Source organism: Burkholderia sp. GbtcB21 (assembly GCF_019091065.1).
Taxonomy (GTDB): Bacteria; Pseudomonadota; Gammaproteobacteria; order Burkholderiales; family Burkholderiaceae; genus Burkholderia; species Burkholderia pyrrocinia_C.
In genome coordinates, this window is sequence record NZ_JAGXKA010000025.1 from 31,090 (window position 1) to 43,979 (window position 12,890).

Annotated in this window: 11 protein-coding genes; 5 read left to right on the top strand and 6 right to left on the bottom strand. The window is 68.1% G+C overall.

What is annotated here, in order from left to right:
• Positions 1-60: 60 nt before the first annotated feature.
• The 3 genes from KVT39_RS33775 to KVT39_RS33785 are packed head-to-tail and all read right to left on the bottom strand — an operon-like array spanning position 61 to position 3,733.
• Positions 61-966 carry a metal-dependent hydrolase gene (locus KVT39_RS33775; RefSeq protein ID WP_217591106.1) on the bottom strand — a complete coding sequence of 302 codons (906 nt, stop codon included), beginning with the start codon at positions 964-966 and terminating at the stop codon, positions 61-63.
• Between the two features lie 34 nt (positions 967-1,000).
• Entirely contained in the window at positions 1,001-2,788 is a 1,788-nt protein-coding gene (locus tag KVT39_RS33780) for an SDR family oxidoreductase (protein WP_034180639.1), read from the bottom strand.
• A 45-nt stretch (positions 2,789-2,833) separates the two neighbouring features.
• Positions 2,834-3,733: a M24 family metallopeptidase gene (locus KVT39_RS33785; RefSeq protein WP_217591107.1), complete on the bottom strand. Its 900-nt coding sequence runs from the start codon at positions 3,731-3,733 to the stop codon at positions 2,834-2,836.
• A gap of 258 nt (positions 3,734-3,991) precedes the next feature.
• On the opposite strand from KVT39_RS33785, the gene KVT39_RS33790 reads away from it, so the two are divergent.
• The 3 genes from KVT39_RS33790 to KVT39_RS33800 all read left to right on the top strand — a co-directional run bounded on the left by KVT39_RS33790 (position 3,992) and on the right by KVT39_RS33800 (position 6,166).
• A complete protein-coding gene (locus KVT39_RS33790) occupies positions 3,992-4,264 on the top strand; it encodes a CopG family ribbon-helix-helix protein (RefSeq protein WP_034180637.1) in 273 nt (90 codons plus the stop codon).
• Positions 4,252-4,542, top strand: coding sequence for a type II toxin-antitoxin system RelE/ParE family toxin (locus KVT39_RS33795; RefSeq protein ID WP_131946292.1), 291 nt, complete (start codon positions 4,252-4,254; stop codon positions 4,540-4,542). Before KVT39_RS33790 ends, KVT39_RS33795 begins: the two co-directional genes overlap by 13 nt.
• Before the next feature lie 346 nt (positions 4,543-4,888).
• On the top strand, positions 4,889-6,166 hold the full coding sequence (locus KVT39_RS33800; RefSeq protein ID WP_175747231.1) for an HAD family hydrolase: 1,278 nt from the start codon (positions 4,889-4,891) through the stop codon (positions 6,164-6,166).
• Positions 6,167-6,256: 90 nt separating this feature from the next.
• On the opposite strand, the gene KVT39_RS33805 is transcribed toward KVT39_RS33800, so the two are convergent.
• The 3 genes from KVT39_RS33805 to KVT39_RS33815 all read right to left on the bottom strand — a co-directional run bounded on the left by KVT39_RS33805 (position 6,257) and on the right by KVT39_RS33815 (position 9,742).
• The gene (locus KVT39_RS33805; protein ID WP_034180634.1) at positions 6,257-7,030 is read right to left on the bottom strand and encodes a slipin family protein; all 774 of its coding nucleotides are present in this window, start codon (positions 7,028-7,030) and stop codon (positions 6,257-6,259) included.
• Positions 7,027-8,595, bottom strand: coding sequence for a nodulation protein NfeD (locus tag KVT39_RS33810; RefSeq protein ID WP_217591108.1), 1,569 nt, complete (start codon positions 8,593-8,595; stop codon positions 7,027-7,029). Before KVT39_RS33810 ends, KVT39_RS33805 begins: the two co-directional genes overlap by 4 nt.
• A gap of 112 nt (positions 8,596-8,707) precedes the next feature.
• Complete coding sequence (locus KVT39_RS33815) at positions 8,708-9,742, bottom strand: AraC family transcriptional regulator (protein ID WP_034180632.1); 1,035 nt, start codon at positions 9,740-9,742, stop codon at positions 8,708-8,710.
• Positions 9,743-9,878: 136 nt separating this feature from the next.
• On the opposite strand from KVT39_RS33815, the gene KVT39_RS33820 reads away from it, so the two are divergent.
• Entirely contained in the window at positions 9,879-11,012 is a 1,134-nt protein-coding gene (locus tag KVT39_RS33820; protein WP_034181001.1) for an acyl-CoA dehydrogenase family protein, read from the top strand.
• Between the two features lie 165 nt (positions 11,013-11,177).
• Complete coding sequence (locus KVT39_RS33825; RefSeq protein ID WP_034180631.1) at positions 11,178-12,884, top strand: AMP-binding protein; 1,707 nt, start codon at positions 11,178-11,180, stop codon at positions 12,882-12,884.
• Positions 12,885-12,890: the final 6 nt, after the last annotated feature.

Genomic DNA, 12,890 nt, shown 5'->3' on the forward strand with positions numbered 1-12,890 from the left:
TGAAGCCGCGATTGTACGCATTTCGGCGGGCGCCGCCCGCCGCGCCCGCCGGAAACCCGGTTACGCGCCCTTCGTGGTGCGCCAGTTGCCGCCGTGCGCGGCCGCCTGCGCGGCCGGCGAGCGCGCGAGGTATTCGAGCGCCTGCTCGGTCGAGCCTTCGTGATGCGGCGTATAGCCCGGCTTGAAATAGCGCAGCGCCGCGCCGATCACCTTCCAGAACGACGGCAGGTGCCCGCGCCGCGAGCCCTGCCACCACGCGAGCACGAAGCCCGGGTAGCGGCCGGCCGCCGGGTCGCGTCTGTACATGAACTTCGCGCCGGTCGTGATGTAGTAGAGCAGCAGCAGGATCACGAACGCCATGTGCACGCAGCGCTCCGGATAGGTGCCGCCCAGGTGCCGGTAGATGTCGAACGCGACGGTGCGGTGCTCGACTTCCTCGGCGCCGTGCCAGCGCAGCAGGTCGACCATCGTCGGGTCGGCACGGCCTTCGTCGAGCGCGTGCGCGTTGAGCACCCAGTTGCCGAGATAGCCGAAGAAATGCTCGAGCGACGCGATCACCGCGAGCTGCTGCCGCAGCCAGAAACGCGTATGGCCGATCTTCAGCCCGAGCGGCTGTTCGCCGAGCGCGCGCGTGAACAGCCGGTTGAGCTTCTGCGTGAACGGCTTCGTGTCGATCCCGTGTCGGTCGTAGTAGTGCTTGAGCACGCCGCCGTGCGAACGCGAATGCACGGCTTCCTGCCGCAGGAAGCCTTCGGCCTCGTCGCGCAGGCGTGCATCGGAGATCAGCGGCAGCGCCTTGTTGTACACGCGGCAGAACCACAGTTCGCCTTCCGGGAACAGCAGGTTCAGCGTGTTGATGATGTGGGTGCTGCCCGGATCGTTCGGCACCCAGGTGATCGGCGTGTCGCTGAAGTTGAACTTCACGTGCCGGGCCTTGATCTTGTGGTAGTCGGCGGTAGCGGTCATTTGTGTCTGTCTCCCTGTGCGGCGTCATGCGCCGTCAATGCGATGCCATGCTGACGCGGGCGATCATCCGGCCGAGCCACGGCATGAAGCGGCCGACCAGGCGCATCGCGTGCGCCTCGCCGCCGACCGCGACGACGGGGCGGTTGCGCAGCACGCCGTCGACCATCGCCTGCGCGACGGTCTCGGGTTTCAGGCCGCGCATCTGGTACAGCTTCGTCGCGCGCTTGCGCAGCCGCGCTTCGTCCTGCGCGTTGGCGCCCGCGTATTGCGTCGACGCCATGATTCCGGTTTCCGCGAAACCGGGGCACACGGCCGTCACGCCGATGCCCTTTTCCGCGAGTTCCGCGCGCATGCATTCGCTGAGCATCAGCACGGCGGCCTTGGTCGTCGCGTACGCGGGCAGGTCGCGCGACGGCCCGAACGCGGCGGCCGACGCGGTGTTGACGATGTGGCCGCCGGTGCCGCGCGCGGCCATCTGCTGCGCGAACAGCCGCGAGCCGTGGATCACGCCCCACAGGTTCACGTGCAGGATGCGCTCCCAGTGCCGCGTGCTCGTGTCGAGGATGCCGCCGGCCATGCCGATGCCCGCGTTGTTGATCACGACGTCCGCGCCGCCGAGTTCGCTGCCGACCCATGCCGCGAGCGCTTCCATCTCGTCGGCGGACCCGACGTCGACGCGCTTCGCGTGCGCCTGCGCGCCGGTCAGCCCGATCAGCAGCGCGGTGCGCTCGGCGCTCGCGATATCGATGTCGCAGGCGACGACCGTCGCGCCTTCGCGTGCGAATGCGAGCGCCGCGCAGCGGCCGATGCCGCTGCCCGCGCCGGTGACGACTGCGACCTTGCCGCTGAAGCGCCCGCTCGTTGCGCGGCGGCGTGCATTCGCGAGCGCGGGTGGTTCGTGGCCCGATTCGACCGCGTCGATCAGTTGCCCGGCGAGATCCGCGAAGCGCGCGGGATCGGCGAGCGGCAGCCAGTGGCCGGCCGCAACCTCGCGCCGGTAGTACTGCGGTACCCAGCGCGACAGGTTCTCGGACAGCGCGGGGCTCACGTACTTGTCGCCGAGCGGCACGATCGTCTGCACGGGCGCATGCGCGTAGCGTTCGCGCGGCGCGAACAGGCAGCGGATGAAGTTCGCGCGATAGAGGCGCACGCCGTGCGCGCCGTCGTCGGCCTGCGTCGCGCGCGGCGCGGCGGGCGTCTTTTCGAGGCGGCGCAGCAGGCGCGGCCATGCGCGGCCAAGCCACAGCCGCCAGCCTAGCTCGGGGATGAACGGCAGGTGGAACAGGTACACGTACCACGACCGCACGAGCTGGCCGCCCAGCTTGGCCAGCGACGCGGGCGTGGGGCGCAGCACGCGTTCGCGCAGCCAGAAGCCGACGTGGTCGAGGCACGGCCCCGAGCACGACGTGTACGACGCGATGCGGCCGGAAAGGCGCGGATCGGTGACGAATTCCCAGCCCTGGATCGAGCCCCAGTCGTGCGCGATCAGGTGTACCGCGCGGCCGGGGCAGAGCGCATCGATCACCGCGACGAAGTCGTCGGTCAGCTTCGCGAGGTGGTAGTCGGCCGTGCGCTTCGGCACGCCGGACAGTCCCGCGCCGCGCACGTCATATGCGATCACGTAGTGCTTGCGCGCGAGCAGCGGCGCGACGTGCCGCCAGACGCTGCTGTCGTCGGGATAACCGTGCACGAGCACGACCGGCGAACGGGCCGGGTCGCCCCAGGTCTTGACCGCGAGCGTCAGGTCACCCGAGGCGACCGCCGTTTCGTTATGAACCGATTCGAACAGGGCCAGCGGCGCTTCGTCGGAAAGAGGCTGCATCGTGAGTCCGTCGTTCAGGGATTCGGGAGGAAAGGCGCGGGTGCGTCAGGCGGCGGCCGGCACGGTCGCGGCGGCCTGCGCGCGTTCGGCCTGGCGGCGCTGCCAGCGGCGCACGTGCGGCAGGTCTTCGTCGAGCCAGTACGCATCGTCTTCGGTGATCACGAGCAGCTCTTCGAATTTCGCGCCGACGCCGGCGAAGCCGAGATGCGGCTCGACGGCCCACAGGCCCGGCACGGGCGCGTGCTCGGAGCGGCGGTCGATCGACCACAGCGGCGACCAGCCTTGCTGCTTCGCCGCGCGGCCCTGGTCGAGCAGCAGGTTGCGCGTCGCGTTCAGCCCGAAACGCGCGACGAAGCGCGGCTTCGACAGCTTGTGGATCTTCGCGACGCGATGCGCGAGCACCTTGAACGGATAGGCCTTGTGGCGCGGCTCGACGCCCTGGCGGCGGCACAGCGCGTCGACTTCCTGCGCGACCTCGGCCATCGATCGGCGCGCCTTCACGAGCCGCACGATCATGTCGCGATGGTCCATCAGGTCGTCCTGCAACTGTTCGAGGATCGGGTTCTCGCCGAGGCAGTGCGCGTAGCCGACGTCGGCCACGATGCCGTCGAGCACGGGCGCGACGTCGAGGATCACCGGCATGTCGGTTTCGAGCTGCCGGTTGCTCGGGAAGAACGCGAGATTGAAGCCGCCCATGTGCTTGAGGCCCGAGAAGCCCTCGAACGCGGTGCGGTCGCCGAACCACGCGAACGGCTTGTGCAGCCAGTCGTGCACGCCGTTGTCCTGCAGCCATTCGGTCAGCAGGCGCGCGGCCTCCTTCTCGGTGATGCCGGGGTAGAGCATCGCACCGACGGTTTCGACGCAGCGGTAGGCAAGCTGCTGGACCGCGCGGAATTGCGGCAGCTCGTCGAGGTGGACTTCCGGCAGCGGGTGGTGGTCGGCCATGATGCGTCTCCAGAGGGTCGCTGATCTCGAACGCGCCCGCCGGCATCGCAGTTGCGGGTTATTTGGTCAGCATTTAATGTGCCATTGAACAATGTAATCATCATAGACGGTTCCGTGACGCTCGCCAGCTCCCTGGGATGAGGATTTGTCCTAATGAATGAGGGAAATGGAGGGGACGCTCTAGCGTGCCGGGATTTGCTTTTCGAGCGGGGACGAGCCTAAACTATTCAAAGGTAATACCTCTGGATACTCGTCATCATGGCAACTTCGATCAAACTCGATCCGACCCTTCAGGATCGCGTGCGTCATCTGGCCGAGCAGCGCCGCCGCACGCCGCACTGGATCATGCGCGAGGCCATCGCCCAGTATGTGGAGCGCGAGGAAAAGCGCGAATCATTCAGGCAGGAAGCGATGCAGGCATGGGAAGACTATCAGTCGACGGGCCTGCATGCGACGCATGAGGAAATGGACGCATACCTCGAGAAGCTCGAGGCCGGTGAAGCAGCGGAGCCGCCCGAGTGTCACGACTGATCTGGACTCGACCCGCCCAGCAAGCGATTGTCCGTCTTCATCGTTTTCTCGCCGATCAGGATCCGGCCGCCGCGCGTCGCGCGATCAAGGCGATTCGCGCCGGCGTCAATGTGCTCGTTCAACAGCCTCGACTCGGGCGCCCGGTCGACGAACTCGACACCGTGTTTCGCGAATGGCCGATCGATTTCGGCGATAGCGGATATGTGGTGATGTACCGGGTCGACGATGAAGGCGTCGCGATTCTCGCGATACGGCATCAGCGCGAAGCAGGGTACTGAACGCGGGTTCCGAATCGACTCACCCCGACGAAATCGTGCATCGGCCCGTTGCACGATTGGCGGCCCGGCCTCCGACCGAGGGGGCGTCGTCCGGAGGCCGGCACGAGCAGTCCCGGCGCCGACCCGGATGGCGGCGCGTGCAGCCGCGTCGTGACGACCCGGCAGGTCGCACCGGATCAATTCCCCGTCGCGTCTTGGCGAGACGCCGTCATATTGTCGAAATAATTTCGTCACATCATCCGCCCCCAGTTCGGAGCCGTCCCGGCTTCGCTGCGTCGATGAGCCGCCGGTGCGCCGCGCGGGATAGCGACCGAAACCGATTCGACACCCCACGGAGAGAGAGACCATGCAACGCCGCAAGTTCATGAATACCCTTGCCGCGGCGACCGCCGCGACGTCGCTGCTGCTCAAGGCCGGCACGGCCGACGCGAAGAGCGCCACCGCGCCGGATGCGCTGGACCCGGGCCGCTGGTCGCCGTTCAATGCCGCGCGCCTGCAGGCGGTGCTCGACCGGCACGGCGTCGCGAGCGCGCGCTACGACGCAAAGCGCCGCCCGTACGCGGTGTTCGACTGGGACAACACGTGCATCATGAACGACTGCGAAGAGGCGTTGCTGATGTACCAGATCAACCATCTGCAGTACAAGCTGACGCCGGACGAATTCGTCGACGTGATGTGGAAGGACGTGCCGAAGGGCGCGTTCGCGAAGGACTACACGACGGTGGACGGCAAGCCGGTGACGATGGAGGACCTCGCCGCCGACGTCGAATCCGACTATCGCTGGCTCTACGCGAACTACCAGGGCTTCGGCGGCGGCAAGAGCCTCGACGAGATTCGCGAGACCGATCAGTTCAAGGATTTCCGCGCGAAGCTGTACTACATGTACGACGCGATCTGCGATACGCATCCGCTCGAGATCGGCTACAAGTGGATCATCTACTTCTACAAGAACATGACGACCGCCGAGCTGCAGGCGATGGCGCAAGCGTCGAACAACTACGGCATCGGCGACGCGCTGCGCAAGGTGAAGTATGAAAGCCCGAAGACGCTGCCGGGCAAGGCGGGCGTCGTCGCCGCGACGCATTTCCACGGTATCCGCATTCACGAGGAGATCCGCGCGGTGATGCATACGCTGCGCGCGAACGGCATCGACGTGTACGTGAGCACCGCATCGATCGACGATGTCGTGCGCGTGTTCGCCGGCCACCCGAACTACGGCTACGGCGTGCCGCCGGAGAACGTGATCGGCCTGCGTCTCGACATGCGCGACGGCAAGTACGTCAGCCACTACCCGGACGGCTGGCACTTCAACTACGGCCCGGGCAAGACGGTGGGCATCCGCAACGTGCTCGAATCGAAGAAGGGCTACGGCCCGCTGCTGGTGTTCGGCGATAGCGACGGCGACGCGTGGATGCTGCGCGACTTCAAGGACACCGCGGCCGGCGTGATCGTCAACCGGATGAAGAAGGGCGAGATCGGCGCGGACAGCAAGCTCGCGGCCGAGCAGATCGGCAAGCCGGACGCACGCTTCCTGCTGCAGGGCCGCGACGAGCACACGGGCCTGATGATCCCGGACGAGAAGTCGATCAAGTACGGCAAGACCGAGCGCAAGCTGCTGGCCTGACGTATGCACCGTACGCCGGGCGCCGGGCCGTCGCGGCCCTGCGTCCGGCGGGATCGACGGCCGCGTCGCGCGGGCCGGGAAACGCGCGTGTCAGCGCTCGTGCGGCTTGCCCAGCCGCTCCAGCATCGCCCCCAGAAAATCGACCGGCAGCGGAAACACGATCGTCGAGTTCTTGTCCGCCGCGATCGTCGTCAGCGTCTGCAGATAGCGCAGCTGCATCGCCTGCGGCTCCTGCGCGAGCCGCTGCGCGGCCTGCAGCAGCTTCTCCGATGCCTGCAATTCGCCTTCCGCATGAATCACCTTCGCGCGCCGCTCGCGCTCGGCCTCGGCCTGCCGCGCGATTGCGCGCACCATCGTCTCGTTCAGGTCGACGTGCTTGATCTCGACCGTCGATACCTTGATCCCCCACGCATCGGTCTGCGCGTCGAGCGTCTTCTGGATGTCGGCATTCAGTTGTTCGCGCTCGGCCAGCAGCGCATCGAGCTCGTGCTTGCCGAGCACCGAGCGCAGCGTCGTCTGCGAGAGCTGGCTCGTCGCGTCGAAGAAGCGCGCGACCTGGATCACGGCCTTCTCCGGATCGACGACGCGGAAATACACCACCGCATTCACCTTCACCGACACGTTGTCGCGCGTGATCACGTCCTGCGGCGGCACGTCGAACACGACGGTGCGCAGGTCGATCCGCACGACCTGCTGGACGATCGGGATGATCAGCACGAGCCCCGGGCCCTTCACTTTCCAGAACCGGCCGAGCATGAACACCACGCCGCGCTCGTACTCGCGGAAGATGCGGATCGACGACGCGACGAGCACCACGACGAAGACGATCAGGACGCTGCTGAAGCCGAAGGTGTAGCCCATCATGTTGGTTCTCCGTGGTGTTGTTGTTCCTGAACCGGCACGTCGTAGAGCGGTGAGACGGTGAGCAGCAATCCCTGGCGGCCGGTGACGCGCACGCGGCAGCCCGCGGCGAGCGGCACGCTGCTCGCGACGCGCCAGCGCTCGCCATGCACGCGCGCCCAGCCCGCGGCCGATGGCGCGGGGCCGGCCGCGCCGTACGGCTGGTCGGCGCACAGGCCGTCGTCGAGCACTTCGCCGATGCTGCCGACCATCGCCTCGGCGCCCGTCACGACCGGCCGCCGCCGTGCGCTCAGCGCAACGCTCGACACGCCCGCGACGAGCAGCCCGCCGCCGAGCGCGAGGCTCGCGATCACGGGCCACGGAATCCCGTAGCCGGGCACTTCGGTATCGATCAGCATCAGCGCGCCGATCGTGAACGACACGATTCCGCCGAAACCGAGCACGCCGAAGGTCGGCAGGAACGCTTCGGCCACCAGGCAGCCGAGACCGAGCAGCACGAGGCCGAGACCCGCATAGCTGATCGGCAGCAACTGCATCGCGAACAGCCCGATCAGCAGGCAGATCGTGCCGGCGACGCCCGGCAGCACGAAGCCGGGGTTCGCGAATTCGAAGAAGAGGCCGTAGATGCCGATCGTCAGCAGGATCAGCGCGACATTCGGATCGGTGATGATCGACAGGAAGCGGCTGCGCCAGTCGGGTAGGACCACGACGAGCGGCGCATGCGCGGTCGCGAGCCGCAGCGTGCCGGCGGTGGTCGTCGCGCTGTGGCCGTCGAGCTGGCGCGCGAGGTCGGCCGGATCCTGCGCGATCAGGTCGACGACGTGCTGCGCGCGCGCCTCGGTCGCCGACAGGCTGACGGCCTCGCGCACCGCGCGCTCGGCCCATTCGGCATTGCGCCCGCGCAACTGCGCGAGGCCGCGGATGTAGGCGGCGGAGTCCTGCATCGCCTTGCGGATTTCGGTCGATTGCGTGTCGGTCGGCAGCGCGACCGGCAACGTGCCCGAGGCTCCCGATGCACCCGGCGTCCCGGCCGGCGGCGCTCGCGGCGCAGCGGGGTTGGTGCCCGGCGCCGGCGCGCCGCCGCCGATGCCGAACTGCACGGGCGACGCCGCGCCGAGATTGGTGCCGGGCGCCATCGCCGCGAAGTGGCTCGCATAGACGATGTAGGTGCCCGCGCTCGCGGCCCGCGCGCCGCCCGGCGCGACGAATGCGGCGACCGGCACCGGCGAGCCGAGGATGGCCTTGATGATCTGCCGCATCGACGTGTCGAGGCCGCCCGGCGTGTCGAGCTGCAGGATCGCGAGCGGCGCGTGCTCGCGTGCGGCGCGATCGAGCGAGCGAACGATGAAGTCGGCGCTGGCCGGCCCGATCGCGCCGTTGATGGGGATCACGACGACCGGGCGCGCGGCTGCGGGTGCAGCGGCGGGCAGCGCTGCGGCGACGGCCGCACATACGACGAGCAGCGCCGCGAACAGCGCGGCGCGCGCGACCCGCGCGGGCAGCGGGTGAAGGGGGCGGTCGTCTGGCGCGGCAGGCGCCGGCGGCGGCCCGTGACGGTGGAGGCGCATCGGGGCGTCCGGGCGGCGCACAGTCGCACGCCGTCCGGCTCGCGGAAAGGGCGTTGGCCCGATGCTTAAAGATTAGGCGGTTTCGGCGGAAAGCGCGAAGGCGGGGCCGGATTCAGCCCGCGCCGCCGCCCCGCGCGAGCACTTCGTCGCGATAGTCGGCCGGGCTGCGCCCGCTCCATTTGCGGAACGCACGATAGAACGCGCTCGGCTCCGCGAAGCCGGTCGCGGCCGCGACGTCGGCGATCGTGCGCGCGGGGTCGGCCAGCGCCTCGAACGCGAGATCGCGCCGCAGCGCGTCCTTGATCGACTGGTACGCATGGCCTTCCTGGTGCAGCTTGCGGCGCAGCGTGGCCTCGGCCACGTGCAGCCGCGCGGCCATTCCGCCCGCGCCCGGCCACGCGGCGGGCGGCATCCCGCGCAGCACCGCGCGCACCCGCTGCGCGAGCGCGTTCGGGTTGCGGTACTTGACGATGAAGCTCGCCGGCGCGTTGCGCAGGAACGTCTTCAGCGTCTTCGCGTTCTGCACGACCGGCAGCGTCGCGAATTCGGGATCGAAATCGACATACGAATCGGGTTCGTTGAAACGCATGTCGTCGCAGAACATCGACGGGTATTCGTGATCGGCGGGCGGCGTGTCGCAGCGGAAGCTCGCATGCAGCAGCGGGATGCGCCGCCCGATCAGCCAGCAGGTCAGCCCGTAGACGATGATGAAATAGGTCGCGTACGTGAACATCGCGGGCGTCGCGCCGTTGTTGCGGTGCACGAAGCGTAGCCGCACGCGCTGCGGGTTCGCGTCGAGTTCCGCATGCAGGTCGTCGAGCACGCAGTGCATGAAATTCACCGCGCGCGCCATTGCATGCAGCCCGTCGCGCGCGGACAGCGCGGCCTGGCTCATCGCGATGAAGCTGCCGCTGCGCATCGGGTGGCGATCCTGCCCGAAAAACTCGTCGTCGAGCGCGCGCGCAATTGCGTTCCACAGCGCACCGTATTGCTGCGCGGATACACGTGCGCGCGGCTGCCCGAGCAGCGCGGGCGCGATGCCGGCCTGCGCGAGCAGCGGCTCGGCCGCGACGCCGCGCCGGGTCGCGAGCGCGACGCTGTAAGCGACGAGGCTGATCGCGACGGTTCCCTTGTCTTCCTGCTTCATCGTGCCGCCGGTGTGGCAAAAACGCTCAGTGTAAATGAGCGACGCGAGCATCGAACAGTCGCGCGCGCTTGCCTACACTTGTTGCATCGAAACGCAAGGACGGTCGCGCCCGGCGGCCGCGGGAGACAGCAGCACCATGGACGAGCTTTACACCGAAGACCAGCGGATGATCCGCGACGCCGCACGCGCTTTCGCCACCGAGATGCTGGCGCCGAACGCCGCGCAGTGGGACCACGATGCGCAGTTGCCCGACGCCATCGTCGCGCAGCTCGGCGAACTCGGCCTGCTCGGGATGATCGTGCCGCAGGAGCTGGGCGGCTCTTACACGGACTACGTCGCGTATGCGCTGGCGATGGAGGAAATCGCCGCCGGCGACGCCGCGTGCGCGACGCTGATGAGCGTGCACAACTCGGTCGGCTGCGGCCCGATCCTCGGCTTCGGCACGCCGGCGCAGAAAGAGCGCTGGCTGGCCGACATGGCGTCCGGCCGGGTGATCGGCGCGTTCTGCCTGACCGAGCCGCAGGCCGGTTCCGAGGCGCACAACCTGCGCACGCGCGCGGAGCTGCGCGACGGCAAATGGGTGCTGAACGGCGCGAAGCAGTTCGTGACCAACGGCAAGCGCGCGGGTGTCGCGATCGTTTTTGCCATGACCGACCCGGAAGCCGGCAAGCGCGGCATTTCCGCGTTCCTGGTGCCGACCGACACGCCGGGCTTCATCGTCGGCAAGCCCGAGAAGAAGATGGGTATCCGCGCATCGGATACGTGCCCGATCACGTTCGAGAACTGCGCGATTCCGGAAGAGAACCTGCTCGGCAATCGCGGCGAAGGGCTGAAGATCGCGCTGTCGAATCTCGAGGGCGGCCGGATCGGCATCGCCGCGCAGGCGCTCGGCATCGCGCGCGCCGCGTTCGACAAGGCGCGCCGTTATGCGGGCGAGCGCGTGCAGTTCGGCAAGCCGATCGCCGAGCATCAGGCGATCCAGCAGAAGCTCGCCGACATGGCCACGCAGATCAACGCCGCGCGCCTGCTCGTGCATCACGCGGCGAAGCTGCGCACGGCCGGGCTGCCGTGCCTGTCGGAAGCGTCGCAGGCGAAGCTGTTCGCATCCGAGATGGCCGAGCGCGTGTGCTCGGACGCGATCCAGATCCACGGCGGCTACGGCTACCTGGTCGATTACGAAGTCGAGCGTCATTATCGCGACGCGCGCATCACGCAGATTTACGAAGGCACCAGCGAAGTGCAACGGATGGTGATCGCGCGGCAGCTTTGAGTCGCGGCGGTCGCGTCGACAGAACGGAAGCATCACGCAGGGCACGAGGGCAGCGCGGTGAACGCGGCACGCAACGACGTGACCGTGCGCCGTGCAAAACGGAATCGGGCATGTGCTGCAGCGCGTGCGCCGGTTGACCGCGAGGCATGGAGACTGGAGGAAACGATGACGGTACAGGCATTCCTGGACGCACGCGACTTTCTGCTGCGCCATCGCACCGACTACGAAACCGCGTACCGCGATTTCGAGTGGCCGGTGCTCGATGCGTTCAACTGGGCGCTCGACTACTTCGACCCGATGGCGCGCGGCAACGACCGGCCCGCGCTATGGATCGTCGACGCGGCGACCGGCACGGGCGATCCGTATTCGTTCGCGCAGATGTCCGAGCGTTCGTCGCGGATCGCGAACTGGCTGCGCTCGATCGGCGTCGTGCGCGGCGATCGCATCCTGCTGATGCTGCCGAACCGTGTCGAGCTGTGGGACGCGATGCTCGCCGCGATGAAGCTCGGCGCGATCGTGCTGCCCGCCACCACGCAACTGTCGGCCGACGACGTGCGCGACCGCGTGCAGATCGGCGGCGCGAAATACGCGATCGTCGACGAGAACGAAACCGCGAAATTCGAACAGCCCGACCTCGGCCTCGCGCGGAAGATCGTCGCCGGCGCGCCGCGCGCGGGCTGGCTCGCGATGAACGACGGCTACGCGGCGAGCGCCGCGTTCGAGCCGGACGCCGTCACGCACGCAAACGATCCGATGCTGCTGTATTTCACGTCGGGCACGACGTCGAAGCCGAAGCTCGTCGAGCATACGCACCGCACCTATCCGGTCGGCCATCTGTCGACGATGTACTGGGTCGGCCTGCAGCCAGGCGACATCCACTGGAACATCAGCTCGCCGGGCTGGGCGAAGCACGCGTGGAGCTGCTTCTTCGCGCCGTGGAATGCGCAGGCGTGCGTGTTCGCATTCAACTACGCGCGCTTCGAGCCGAAGGTCGTGCTCGATGCGCTGGTCAAATACCAGGTGACGACGCTGTGCGCGCCGCCGACGGTATGGCGGATGCTCGTGCAGCAGCCGCTCGCGTCGTTCGACGTGAAGCTGCGCGAGATCGTCGGCGCGGGCGAGCCGCTGAATCCCGAGATCATCGAACGCGTGAAGAAGGCGTGGGGCATCACGATCCGCGACGGCTACGGCCAGACCGAGACGACCTGCCTGATCGGCAACTCGCCGGGCCAGCCGGTCGTCGCGGGCTCGATGGGCCGGCCGCTGCCAGGCTACCGGATCACGCTGCTCGATCCGGATGGTGCGCCCGTGACCGAAGGCGAGGTCGCACTGCCGATCGGGCCGGACGTCGCGCGCCCGGTCGGGCTGATGAACGGCTATGCGAATAACCCCGACGCGACCGCCTACGCGATGCGCGACGGCCATTACCGCACGTCGGACATCGCGATGCGCGGCGACGACGGTTATTACGTGTATATCGGCCGCGCGGACGACGTGTTCAAGTCGTCCGACTACCGGCTCAGCCCGTTCGAACTCGAGAGCGTGCTGATCGAGCATCCGGCGATCGCCGAGGCGGCGGTCGTGCCGAGCCCCGACCCCGTGCGGCTGTCGGTGCCGAAGACCTTCATCACGCTGCGGCAGGGCTACGAGGAAAGCCCCGCGCTCGCGCTGGAAATCTTCCGCTTCTCGCGCGAGAAGCTCGCGCCGTACAAGCGCATTCGCCGCCTGCAGTTCGCGGAGCTGCCGAAGACGATCTCGGGGAAGATCCGCCGCGTCGAGCTGCGCCGCCGCGAAATCGAGCGCGGCGACGACGCGGCCGCGCGAATGCCCGGCGAATACTGGGAAGAAGATTTCGCCGCCGAACTGAAATGAAATGAC

Coding starts and splice junctions, on each gene's coding strand:
- KVT39_RS33810 (WP_217591108.1), bottom strand. CDS start 8,595: ATGCGCCTCCACCGTCACGGGCCGCCGCCGGCGCCTGCCGCGCCAGAC.
- KVT39_RS33805 (WP_034180634.1), bottom strand. CDS start 7,030: ATGATGGGCTACACCTTCGGCTTCAGCAGCGTCCTGATCGTCTTCGTC.
- KVT39_RS33790 (WP_034180637.1), top strand. CDS start 3,992: ATGGCAACTTCGATCAAACTCGATCCGACCCTTCAGGATCGCGTGCGT.
- KVT39_RS33820 (WP_034181001.1), top strand. CDS start 9,879: ATGGACGAGCTTTACACCGAAGACCAGCGGATGATCCGCGACGCCGCA.
- KVT39_RS33825 (WP_034180631.1), top strand. CDS start 11,178: ATGACGGTACAGGCATTCCTGGACGCACGCGACTTTCTGCTGCGCCAT.
- KVT39_RS33775 (WP_217591106.1), bottom strand. CDS start 966: ATGACCGCTACCGCCGACTACCACAAGATCAAGGCCCGGCACGTGAAG.
- KVT39_RS33800 (WP_175747231.1), top strand. CDS start 4,889: ATGCAACGCCGCAAGTTCATGAATACCCTTGCCGCGGCGACCGCCGCG.
- KVT39_RS33785 (WP_217591107.1), bottom strand. CDS start 3,733: ATGGCCGACCACCACCCGCTGCCGGAAGTCCACCTCGACGAGCTGCCG.
- KVT39_RS33780 (WP_034180639.1), bottom strand. CDS start 2,788: ATGCAGCCTCTTTCCGACGAAGCGCCGCTGGCCCTGTTCGAATCGGTT.
- KVT39_RS33815 (WP_034180632.1), bottom strand. CDS start 9,742: ATGAAGCAGGAAGACAAGGGAACCGTCGCGATCAGCCTCGTCGCTTAC.